Source organism: Bacteroides sp. AF32-8BH (assembly GCF_003435205.1).
In the GTDB taxonomy this organism is placed as follows: domain Bacteria; phylum Bacteroidota; class Bacteroidia; order Bacteroidales; family Bacteroidaceae; genus Bacteroides; species Bacteroides ovatus.
In genome coordinates this window covers 26,173-38,298 of record NZ_QVLZ01000060.1, presented here as the reverse complement: position 1 = coordinate 38,298, position 12,126 = coordinate 26,173, and the positions used below count along the sequence as shown (strand labels likewise).

General features: G+C 52.2%; 6 protein-coding genes. All 6 read left to right on the top strand.

Annotated elements, in window-relative coordinates:
• Positions 1 to 2,069, top strand: a 2,069-nt coding sequence (locus DWZ47_RS27465) for a type IA DNA topoisomerase (protein WP_147330798.1), incomplete at its 5' end; no start/stop codon positions are given.
• Between the two features lie 99 nt (positions 2,070 to 2,168).
• Positions 2,169 to 2,690, top strand: coding sequence for a DUF1896 domain-containing protein (locus tag DWZ47_RS27460; RefSeq protein WP_225684101.1), 522 nt, complete (start codon positions 2,169 to 2,171; stop codon positions 2,688 to 2,690).
• A complete protein-coding gene (locus tag DWZ47_RS27455; RefSeq protein ID WP_117515352.1) occupies positions 2,680 to 8,460 on the top strand; it encodes an N-6 DNA methylase in 5,781 nt (1,926 codons plus the stop codon). Before DWZ47_RS27460 ends, DWZ47_RS27455 begins: the two co-directional genes overlap by 11 nt.
• Positions 8,461 to 8,677: 217 nt before the next feature.
• Entirely contained in the window at positions 8,678 to 9,760 is a 1,083-nt protein-coding gene (locus tag DWZ47_RS27450; RefSeq protein WP_008616565.1) for a helix-turn-helix domain-containing protein, read from the top strand.
• 281 nt (positions 9,761 to 10,041) lie between these two features.
• A complete protein-coding gene (locus DWZ47_RS27445) occupies positions 10,042 to 11,142 on the top strand; it encodes a DUF3575 domain-containing protein (RefSeq protein WP_117515350.1) in 1,101 nt (366 codons plus the stop codon).
• A gap of 16 nt (positions 11,143 to 11,158) precedes the next feature.
• Positions 11,159 to 12,046: a FimB/Mfa2 family fimbrial subunit gene (locus DWZ47_RS27440; RefSeq protein WP_117515348.1), complete on the top strand. Its 888-nt coding sequence runs from the start codon at positions 11,159 to 11,161 to the stop codon at positions 12,044 to 12,046.
• Positions 12,047 to 12,126: the final 80 nt, after the last annotated feature.

The window sequence follows — 12,126 nt, the reverse complement described above, 5'->3', positions numbered from 1 at the left end:
TCGCCCGTATCGTGGGCGCGACAAAGAGAGAGGAAGGATATTTCGAGGGAGGCAGCTACGCCGTGACATGGGCGTTCGGACACCTCGTGCAGCTTGCCATGCCCGACGGTTACGGCATACGCGGCTTTGTCCGTGACAACCTGCCCGTCATACCCGACACCTTCACGCTCGTCTCCCGTCAGGTAAAGACGGAGAAGGGCTACAAGCCTGACAGCAGCGTGGTGGCGCAGATCAAAACCGTCGCCCGGCTATTCAAGGAAAGCGAACAGATCATCGTGGCGACCGATGCCGGACGCGAGGGTGAGCTTATCTTCCGCTACCTCTATCATTATACCGGATGCACCACCCCGTTCGTCCGCCTCTGGATAAGCTCGCTTACCGACAAGGCTATCCGCGAGGGACTGCGCAACCTCGAAGCGGGCGACAAATACGACAACCTCTATCTTGCCGCCAAAGCACGGAGCGAATCAGACTGGCTCGTGGGCATCAACGGCACGCAGGCACTTTCCATCGCCGCCGGACACGGCACTTACTCCGTCGGGCGGGTGCAGACACCCACGTTGGCGATGGTGTGCGCACGCTATTGGGAGAACCGCCGCTTTACCCCCGAAGCCTTCTGGCAGCTCCATATCGCAACGGACGGCTGCGATGAAGGAACGGTGAAGTTTTCCTCTTCCGAAAAATGGAAAGAGAAAGAGTCCGCGACGGAACTGTATAATAAGGTGAAGTCGGCAGGCACAGCCACCGTCACGAAAGCCGAACGCAAGGAGAAGACGGAGGAAACACCGCTCCTGTACGACCTGACCACGCTCCAGAAGGAAGCCAACGCCAAGCATGGCTTCACGGCGGAACAGACGCTTGAAATCGCGCAGAAGCTCTACGAGAAGAAGCTCATCACCTATCCGCGAACCGGAAGCCGCTACATTCCCGAAGACGTGTTCGCGGAAATCCCCAAGCTGCTTGCCTTCATCGGCAGCCTGCCCGAATGGAAGGGCAAGTTGCAGCCGAAAGCCGTGCCGACACGCCGCAGCCTGGACGGCGGCAAGGTGACAGACCACCATGCCCTGCTCGTCACGGGCGAGAAGCCGCTGTTCCTCTCCAAAGAGGACAGCACCGTCTATCACATGATAGCCGGGCGCATGCTTGAGGCTTTCTCCGAAAAATGCGTCAAGGACACTGCCACCGTCACGGCAGAGTGTGCCGGAGTGGAGTTCGTGGCAAAAGGCAGCATCATCAGGCAAGCCGGATGGCGTGCCGTCTATGGCAAGGAGAATGGAGAAGAGAACAACAGCCAAGAGGAAACCGCCGCCATTCCCTGTTGGCAGGAAGGCGACACGCTGGCACTGAAAGCCGCCTCCATCACGGAGGGAAAGACCAAACCCAAGCCGCTGCATACCGAAGCCACCCTGCTGTCCGCGATGGAAACGGCTGGCAAGGAGATAGAGGACGACGCATTGCGGCAGGCTATGAAGGATTGCGGCATCGGCACGCCCGCCACCCGTGCGTCCATCATCGAAACGCTTTTCAAGCGCGGCTATATGGAACGCTGCAAGAAGTCGCTTGTCCCCACCGAAAAAGGGCTTGCCCTCTACTCGGTCGTGAAGGCGATGCGTATTGCCGATGTCGCCATGACGGGCGAATGGGAAAAGGAATTGGCACGCATCGAGCGTGGGGAACTGCCCGCCGATGACTTCCGCAGGAAGATTGAGGCATATACACGGGAAATTACCTCCGAACTGCTGTCGTGCGACAAGCTGTTCGCCCGCAGGGATTCCGGCTGCAAGTGTCCCAAGTGCGGAGCGGGGACGATGCAGTTTTACGGCAAGGTCGTCCGCTGCGACAACGCGGAGTGCGGTCTGCCCGTGTTCCGCCTGAAAGCAAACCGCACCCTCTCTGATGATGAAATCAAAAACCTGCTCACCGACGGACACACGAAACTGCTCAAAGGATTCAAGAGCAAGCAGGGCAAGAGTTTTGATGCCGTAGTCGCCTTTGACGGGGACTATAACACGGTTTTCGTGTTCCCAGAAAGGAAAAGTAAAGCGACCTCTGCGAAAAGAAGAAAATAAATGTTTAACTTTGCCACTGGTTCAGAGTAATGAATTGTTCTTCGATACCGGATTACACTCATACTTTGGATTTAGTGGTGGCACTCGGAGGGATACCGGGTGCCTTTTTCTTCTCGTTTTCCAACGATTATCCCTATCATCATTATCAATCCACTAAATTCCAAAGAAATGAACAACAAGAAGAAAAACGAGGGTCGGACCGACTTTTCCTATTACGGTCTGTACCTGCTGGACTACCTCACCACGAACAAGTTCGAACAGGCAGCCGATGAAGCCTTCATCCGAGAAAGAACCGACCGTGCCGCCGAAGCGTATGAACAGGCAAGGCTCGAAGGCTATCCTGCCGACGGGGCGCAGGAACTGGCGATGAAGGTGCTGACGGAGGGCCTTCGCTACTCCAAGCACGCCATCCTGCGCGAAGTCGTGGAGAACGAATTTGCGGGTGAAGTACCGGGAGAAAAATGTGAAGCCTTTACCCAGAAGCTGCTACCGCTTGTCGGAAACGTATTCTCCATCTATGACCTCTCGGACGACAATTTCGCCCTGTCGCCCGAATATGACCTGCTCTACACGGAGCTGACGGGAGCCGTCATCCTCTATATCGAAGAGTATGGCGTTTAACCGCAAACAGAGGCTGCGGGACAACATCGAGGCGATACGGACGGCATTCCTCCTTGACAGGGAACAGCGCACACCCACCGCACGCGAACGGCTCTTGTTAGAACGTTATTGCGGTTTCGGGGGACTGAAGAACATACTCAACCCTGCAAGGGAACTGACGGATGCCGTCCACTGGGCGAAGTCCGACCTCGAACTGTTTGCCCCTACCGTGGAACTGCACAGGTTGCTGCGAGAGAACACAAAAGACGAGACGGAGTACAAACTGAATATGGATGCCATGAAGCAGTCCGTGCTGACCGCCTTCTATACCCCGCCGGAGATAACCGGGACCATCGCGGACGTGCTGCATGAACACGGCATCCGTCCCGACCGGGTGCTGGAGCCGTCGGCAGGTGTCGGTGCATTCGTGGACGCCGTGCTGGAGAACAGACCGGACGCGGACATCATGGCTTTTGAGAAAGACCTGATGACGGGCAAGATACTGAAGCACCTGCATCCCGGACAGAAAGTAAGGGTACAGGGCTTCGAGAAGATAGAAAAGCCGTTCATGAACCATTTTGATTTGGCTGTCTCCAATATACCGTTTGGCGATGTGGCGGTGTTCGACCCGGATTTTTCGGGCAGCAAGGATCCTGCAAGGCTCTCGGCGGCACGGACGATACACAATTACTTTTTCCTGAAAAGCCTTGACGCGGTGCGTGAAGGCGGAATCGTGGCGTTCATCACCTCGCAGGGGGTACTGGATGCCCCGACCAACGCGCCCATACGCGAGTATATGATGAACCATGCCAATCTGGTGGGCGTAGCCCGCCTGCCGAACAACCTCTTTACGGATAACGCGGGAACGGAGGTGGGCAGCGACCTGATTATCCTGCAAAAGAACAGCGGAAAGAACGGTGAACTGTATTACAACGAAAAACTCTTCGTGCAGACCGAACAGACCCCTATCGGCACTTCCGTAAATGGGTATGTATGGAGCATCGGCTCGCTTTCACACACGGATTTGATCAGAAGTACCGACCCGTACGGGAAACCAGCCTATAAACTCCTGCACTGTGGGGACATCGCACAACTGGCGGAAGACTTGCGGGAGCATCTGAAAATAGAACTGCAACAACTTGACAGGAAACTGTATGAGAGACACAGGCTGCATCCGACAAAGGAGGAAAGCACGGCTGCGGAAGTGCAACCTGCTCCGAAAACAGAAAAGGTATCACCTTCTGTAATAGCCCCCGTTTCTGTAATTGAGCCTGTCAAGGGAGTGGAGAAGCCGCAGGCACAGCCCATAGAGGAAAAGCCGGAGATTGAGCCGCGCCAACCCAATCATTCGTCAGCCGTGCAGCTTACCCTGCTCGACCTTTGGGGTATGCCCATAGAGGAACCGGTAAAAAAGAAAAAGGCAGCGAAAAAGGAAAGCAAGCCGAAGCCTATGCCGTCCACGCCTAAACCGCAAGTCAAAGTTACTCCACCCGTTGAAGCCGCCAAGCCGGTAAACGGTAATAAGGAAGAAAAGCCGGAAAATGCCGAAAAGCCAAACGACCCGGACGACATTTACGCCACTCTGGATTGGGAAACCAATCCTCCCATCAACGGCTTCTATGAGACAATGATGAGCCTGACAGCGGAACGGCGCAAGGCCCTACGGCTTGAGGCAGAACGGCACAGGCAGGAACAACTGAAAAAGATGGGTATCAAAGACACGTTGAACCCTGCTTTTGCGCCTTCTTCGGACAATATGGATAAAAAGCCGGAACAAACGGAAGAAATAAAGCAACCTGAAACACTGGCAGAAGTTGTGCCTACTTCCGAAACGGTTGCCACTTCCCTGTTCCCGGAACTTGAAACGGAAAAGCCGAAGGAGGAAGTCATGGACCTTTCTCCCCGTCCGTTCAACGGCCTGCTGGAGCCACACCACCGTGACGGCTCGATGGTGCTGGATGCTTCACGCAATCTCGGTTACCTGAAAGACCTCACGCCTTACGGTGCGACCTTCCAACCGCTCGACCTCCGTGGCTATCAAAAAGAGAAAGCGATGCTGTATATATCGCTCCGTGACGCTTACGAACGTCTGTATAGCCACGAGACGGAGAACCATACGGAACACAAACCGCAGCGCGGGTATCTCAACACCTACTACGATGAGTTTGTCATGCGTTACGGTAACCTCAACGCCAGACAGAACGTGAAACTGGTGATGATGGATGCCGGAGGGCGCGACATCCTTTCGCTGGAACGTGCGGAGGACGGCAAGTTTGTCAAGGCGGACATCTTCGACCGTCCCGTTTCCTTCTCGGTGGAGAGCCGTGTCAATGCAGGCTCTCCCGAAGAAGCCTTGTCCGCATCGCTCAACAAGTTCGGCACGGTCAATCTCGGCTATATGCGGGAGATAACCGACACCACGGAAGAGGAACTGCTTGGTGCCCTCAAGGGGCGCATCTTCTACAACCCGCTCGTAACCGGTTACGAAATCAAAGACCGCTTCATCGCGGGGAACGTGATAGAGAAGGCGGAACGCATAGAGGGCTGGATGGAGGACAATCCCGAAAGTGAGCGGATGCCGGAGGTGAAACAGGCGTGGGAGGCATTGAAGGAGGCCGAACCGCAGCGCATCGCCTTTGAAGACCTCGACTTCAATTTCGGGGAACGCTGGATTCCCACGGGTGTGTATGCCGCCTACATGAGCCACCTTTTCGACACGGACGTGAAAATAGCCTACTCCGCAAGCATGGACGAGTTTTCCGTGGCGTGCGGCTACCGCACCATGAAGATCACGGACGAGTTTTTAGTAAAGGGCTATTACCGGAACTATGACGGTATGCACCTGTTGAAGCACGCTCTGCACAACACCTGCCCCGACATGATGAAAAGTATCGGCAAGGACGAGAACGGCAACGACATCAAGGTACGCGACAGCGAGGGCATACAGCTCGCCAACGCGAAGATAGACGAAATCCGTAACGGGTTCTCCGAATGGTTGGAAGAACAGTCGCCGCAGTTCAAGGAACGGCTCACGACGATGTATAACCGCAAGTTCAACTGTTTCGTGCGCCCGAAGTATGACGGCTCGCACCAGACTTTTCCCGACCTCAACCTGAAAGGGCTGGCAAGCCGGGGAATCAAGAGCGTTTACCCGTCGCAGAAGGATTGCGTCTGGATGCTGAAACAGAACGGCGGCGGGATCTGCGACCACGAGGTGGGAACCGGCAAGACGCTGATAATGTGCATAGCGGCACATGAGATGAAGCGTCTGAACTTGGCGCACAAGCCGATGATTATCGGGCTGAAAGCGAATGTGGCGGAGATTGCCGCCACCTATCAGGCGGCCTATCCTAACGCCCGCATCCTCTACGCTTCTGAAAAGGACTTTTCGACCGCCAACCGTGTGCGTTTCTTCAACAACATCAAGAACAACGACTATGATTGCGTCATCATGTCGCACGACCAGTTCGGGAAGATACCGCAGTCGCCGGAGTTGCAGCAGCGCATCCTGCAGGCGGAGCTTGACACGGTGGAGGAAAATCTCGAAGTCTTGCGACAGCAGGGCAAGAACGTGTCGCGGGCGATGCTGAAAGGGCTGGAGAAGCGCAAGCACAACCTTGTGGCGAAGCTGGAGAAGGTGGAACACGCCATCAAGTCCCGCACGGATGATGTGGTGGACTTCAAGCAGATGGGCATCGACCACATCTTCATTGACGAGAGTCACCAGTTCAAGAACTTGACTTTCAACACCCGTCATGACCGTGTGGCGGGATTGGGAAACTCGGAAGGAAGCCAGAAGGCCCTGAATATGCTCTTTGCCATCCGTACCATACAGGAACGCACGGGCAAGGACTTGAGGGCTACGTTCCTTTCGGGCACGACCATTTCCAACAGTCTGACGGAACTGTACCTGCTCTTCAAATACCTGCGCCCCAACGAACTGGAACGGCAGGACATCCGCTGTTTCGATGCTTGGGCTGCCATCTTCGCCAAAAAGACGACCGATTTTGAGTTCAACGTAACGAACAATATCGTTCAGAAGGAGCGTTTTCGCTATTTCATCAAGGTGCCGGAGCTTGCCGCCTTCTACAACGAGATTACCGACTACCGCACGGCGGAGGATGTAGGTGTGGACAGACCAAACAAGAATGAGATACTGCACCACATACCGCCCACACCGGAGCAGGAGGACTTCATACAGAAGCTGATGCAGTTTGCCAAAACCGGCGATGCCACTCTGCTTGGCAGGTTACCCCTGTCGGAAACGGAGGAAAAGGCGAAGATGCTCATCGCCACCGACTACGCGAGAAAGATGGCTCTTGATATGCGCATGATAGACCCGAACTACGAGGACCATCCCGACAACAAGGCAAGCCATTGTGCCAAGATGATTGCAGAGTATTACCACAAGTACGAGACGCACAAGGGTACGCAGTTCGTGTTCTCCGACTTGGGGACATACCAGCCGGGGGAAGGATGGAACGTGTACAGCGAGATAAAACGCAAGTTGGTGGAGGATTACGGCATACCGGCAAGTGAGGTGCGCTTCATTCAGGAGTGTAAGACGGATAAGGCTCGTAAGGCGGTGATAGATGCCATGAACGCAGGGACAGTGCGAGTGCTGTTCGGCTCCACAAGTATGCTCGGAACGGGCGTGAATGCGCAGAAAAGATGCGTCGCCATCCATCACCTTGATACACCGTGGCGACCGTCCGACCTGCAACAGCGTGACGGACGGGGTGTTAGAGCCGGGAACGAGATTGCCAAGCATTTTGCCGAGAACAACGTGGATATCATCATCTACGCGGTGGAAAAGTCGCTGGACAGCTACAAGTTCAATCTGCTGCACTGCAAGCAGACGTTCATATCGCAGCTCAAAAGTGGAGCGATGGGCGCACGTACCATCGACGAGGGAGCAATGGACGAAAAATCGGGTATGAACTTCTCGGAGTATATGGCGTTGCTCTCCGGCAATACCGACCTTTTGGATAAGGCGAAATTAGAGAAGCGTATCGCCTCGCTCGAAGGGGAACGCAAGTCGTTCAACAAGGGCAAGCGCGATTCGGAGTTCAAGCTGGAATCCAAGACGGGAGAACTGCGCAACAACACGGCTTTCATCGAAGCCATGACGGAAGACTGGAACCGTTTTCTTTCCGTTGTGCAGACTGATAAGGAAGGCAGCCGCCTTAATCTTGTCAAGGTGGACGGCGTGGATTCAACGGATGAGAAGGTCATCGGTAAGCGTTTGCAGGAAATCGCCAAGAACGCCACGACTGGTGGACTGTACAAGGCTGTCGGGGAACTTTACGGCTTTCCGATAAAGGTGGTCAGCGAGAGGACACTCAAAGAAAGTCTGGAGTTCACTGACAACCGCTTCGTGGTGGAGGGTAACTACAAGTACACCTACAACAACGGGCATCTGGCGATGGCAGACCCGATTGCTGCCGCACGAAACTTTCTGAACGCATTGGAGAGGATTCCGACCATCATCGACCAGTACAAGTCTAAGAACGAAGTGCTGGAAAAGGAGATTCCGCAGTTGCAGGAGATAGCGGGCAAGGTGTGGAAGAAGGAGGACGAGCTGAAACAGCTGAAGTCCGAACTCGCCGCACTGGACCGCAAGATACAGCTTGAGCTGGCTCCGGCTCAGGAAAACACAGAAGAGAACCGGCAAGGCAACGAGAAAAAACAGACGGAACAACAGCCGGAAAGCCCGCACGTGGACTTTGTACGCAGTCATTTAATTATAGGGAGACCCGGTTTATCGGAATCCAAAGGTGTAAAACTTTAATATCGAAGTCTTGACAGAAAAAGCCAGTGGTTGAATTTTTCACCACTGGCTTTAATTCTAATAATTTTTCAATCTAATATGACCGAATCTATAACGTTAAATCATAGATTATGTGTCTATTTGTGAAGAAAAAGACGTAACTTTGTATCAAAATCAAATAAGCATAACAATGGAGCCATCTATATACAGTTTTTCACTTTATACCGCACTGCCGTTGATGTTATTCTTCGGCTTTTATTTTTTGTTTGCAAAGACTCCTGAAAAGAAAATTTTCAAGAATTATCTCCGCTCCCGACAGATTATGGGTATAGCTATGCTGCTGCTTTCGGCAAATTATTCGGTACATTTCTTCTTTGGTATCCGATTCAAAAATGCGGATTCTGCCATATTGATGAACATGTCCACATACTTCCTGTGCTATTCTCTGTTCAGTTCGGCATTGATAATGTTGCTTGATCGTTTTTACATTACCAAACGGCGTGTGTGGACACATATCATTTTATGGATTATATTTTCAACTCTTTCCGGAGTTGTGTTGTTCCTGTTGCCAAGCGGAATCATGCAAAAATTCTCTTTATTTGCTTTAGCTGTATGGTTAGTCGTTTTTGGAGTCGTTTTAGCTCGCAGAGTCATAATTGCATACCGTAGAGCCATTCGGATTTTCAATGAAACTCAGGCGGATGATATAGGTACATATATCGAATGGCTTTCCATATTCACTTATTGGGCTGTTATCTTCGGTGTCGGATGCGGATTGCTGACATTTCTGCCAGACAAATATGTTTTTATCTGGATTTTGTCGTCAATACCGTTCTACAGCTATCTTTTCTACAGCTATCAGAACTACCTGCTGTTCTATGAACAGGTGGAAAATGCTTTTGAGCAAGATATACAGTCTGAAGAAGAACTTCTGACAGATACAGAAACAGAACCTAAAATAGTTTCTGAGAAAGAAGTTCCAGTGTCCTATACAGAAATTATAGAGAAAGTGGCCAACTGGATAAAGACAGACGGCTATGTCCAGCAGGGACTTACCATAAAAGAACTGTCCGAAATACTTCATACGAACCGTACCTATCTTTCCGCTTATATCAAGACTACGTATAAAATGACATTCCGCGAATGGATAACCAGTCTCCGGTTGGAGTATGCGAAAAACATACTGAAGGAGCATCCGGAGATCAATATACAGAAGCTGGCTGAGTCTTCCGGTTTTCTTTCCCGCAGTAACTTTATCAAATTATTTACCAAGAAGGAAGGATGTACGCCTGCCAAGTGGAAAAAAGCAAATCTGAAGTGATTTGCGTGGTAAAAATCCGATGAAAAAGCTCTCAGAAACCCATTTTCCAAAAGTGCTCATACTACAAAAAGTGCTAATTCGACAGCCACAAAAGTGCTAATTCGACAACTCAAAAAGTGCCGATTTGACAAAATAAGTGCTCAGACGACAATGTGAAAAGTGCTCAAACGACAATTTTTATAAAACGCTGTGTTTTAGCAAAAAAAGTTTTTGTAATATTTTGGGCGCTGAATGGCATTTATTACCTTTGGAGATGACAAAGATAATGAATTCAAGTTTATATGAGCAGAAAAATCACTTTTCTTACCCTGTTTCTGTGGCTGATGACGCTAACTTTTCCTGTCATTGCGCAGCAGAAAGCAGACACGACCTACACCTTCCGGTTCGTTACGCAGAAGGACATGTTCTACGTGCCTTGGAATGGCAATGACACGGAACTTGCCCGCCTGTTGGAATGTATCGAAAACAACAAAGCAACAATTCTTGACGGCAAACTGCCGCTATTGGTTGACGGATATTGCAATTCGCAGAGCAGTGAAGTCAAGAACCTTGCAACAGCGAAGATTCGTGCCAACCGTGTGAAATCAGAACTGATTACACGAGCGAAAATCAAGGAAGAAAACTTCATTACCCGCAATCATGTGACAGAGGGTGATTTTGTCACCGTGCGCCTGACGGTACCGGTAAAGGAAACAGCCGTGACGGATGCGGAAGCAGAAGCACGACGCAAGGCGGAAGCCGAACGCTTAGAAACCGAGAAGCGTGCCGAGCAGGAACGGCTTGCCGAAGAGCAGCGCAAGGCGGAAGAAGCCCGACTTGCCGCTGAAAAGGCAGAAGCCGAGAAAGCCGCTCAACAAAATACACTTGCCGACACGCCGTCGGAAACCAAAATCACAACTGATTATCATCTCTCCCTGCGTGCCAACCTGCTGCGCTGGGCTACCTTGACACCAGATTTAGGACTTGAATGGCGCATCTGTCCATCGTGGGGCATTGCCGTAAACGGCTCGTGGACTTCATGGACGTGGAGTGACAAAGACCGCCGCTATGCACTCTGGGAAGTGGCTCCGGAAGTACGTTACTATATGGGTGAGAAGAAAGCCTGGCATCTGGGCGCGATGTTCAAGGCTGGACAGTTCAACTACAAGCTTTCCGAAACAGGCAAGCAGGGCGACCTGATGGGTGGCGGCATCACCGCCGGCTATAAGCTGCGACTAAACAAGGCATTAGATCTTGATTTCAACCTCGGTTTGGGCTACCTGAATGCCGATTTCGAAAAATATGAAGTCATCGATGGTGTGCGCGTGCGCTGTGGCAACGAGACAAAAAATTGGTGTGGCCCCATCAACGCCGGTGTGACATTGGTATGGAAGTTATTCTAATACGGAGGAATAGAGTATGAAAGCAAGACAATATATAAATATGGTAGGAATGGCAGCCGCCGTGCTGCTCTCTTCCTGCGTGAAGGACACGCTTTATGACACGCCGCATCCCGACTATGGGAAGATTGCGGTGACAGCCGACTGGTCGGCACGCGGTGAGGGTATCGACATACCTACCACATGGACGGTTACCATGGGTGACTATACGGGTACGGAGACTTCCGCCACCCATGCCCCCAACCATCTGTTTGCTCCGGGCAGCTACACCCTTGCGGTGTGGAACCCTGCTGAAGGAATCATGGTAAATGGTACCACCGCCACCATTGCCGCAGCCACGGGAAACCGGGCAGGAACGGATGCCTTTGTGAACAATGCCCCGGGATGGTTCTTCACCTATACGAAACAGGTGAGCATCGAGAAAGACAAGGACTATCCGCTGACCGCCGCAATGAAGCAGCAGGTACGCGAACTGACGCTTATCATCAAACCGACGGGGGATGCCGCCGGACGCATCACGGAGATTGTTGCCCATCTGACGGGTGCAGCCAGAACTCTCGATTTCGCTACCGATACCTACGGAGCCGCTTCAAACGTCGTGCTGCCCTTCACCAAGATAACCGAAGGTGACGATGCCGGCAAGTGGAAAGCCACGGTGCGGTTGCTGGGTGTGACCGGCACGGAACAACTGCTGACGGGTGAAATCCGCTATGCGGACGGCAACCCGACCCCCACGACGCTGAAAAGCGACATCACGGAAGCCCTCAAGGGGTTCAACACCGGAAAGGGCGAATCGCTGACCCTCGGCGGAACGCTGGTTGAGACTCCCGAAGGCATGGAAGTGGACGGAGCCGAAATCAACGGCTGGGAAGAAGTGAAAGGTGATGATGTAAATGCCGATTTGTAAATAATTAGCAAACCGAACGCAGAAGCAAAGCTTGCTTTGATTTTGCTAAGGTGCAGCAATTATTGAAATGGAATTTAACT

What these genes read in the sequence shown, in the direction of transcription:
- DWZ47_RS27455 (WP_117515352.1), top strand. Translation starts at nt 2,680, where the DNA reads ATGGCGTTTAACCGCAAACAGAGGCTGCGGGACAACATCGAGGCGATA.
- DWZ47_RS27450 (WP_008616565.1), top strand. Translation starts at nt 8,678, where the DNA reads ATGTTATTCTTCGGCTTTTATTTTTTGTTTGCAAAGACTCCTGAAAAG.
- DWZ47_RS27445 (WP_117515350.1), top strand. Translation starts at nt 10,042, where the DNA reads ATGAGCAGAAAAATCACTTTTCTTACCCTGTTTCTGTGGCTGATGACG.
- DWZ47_RS27440 (WP_117515348.1), top strand. Translation starts at nt 11,159, where the DNA reads ATGAAAGCAAGACAATATATAAATATGGTAGGAATGGCAGCCGCCGTG.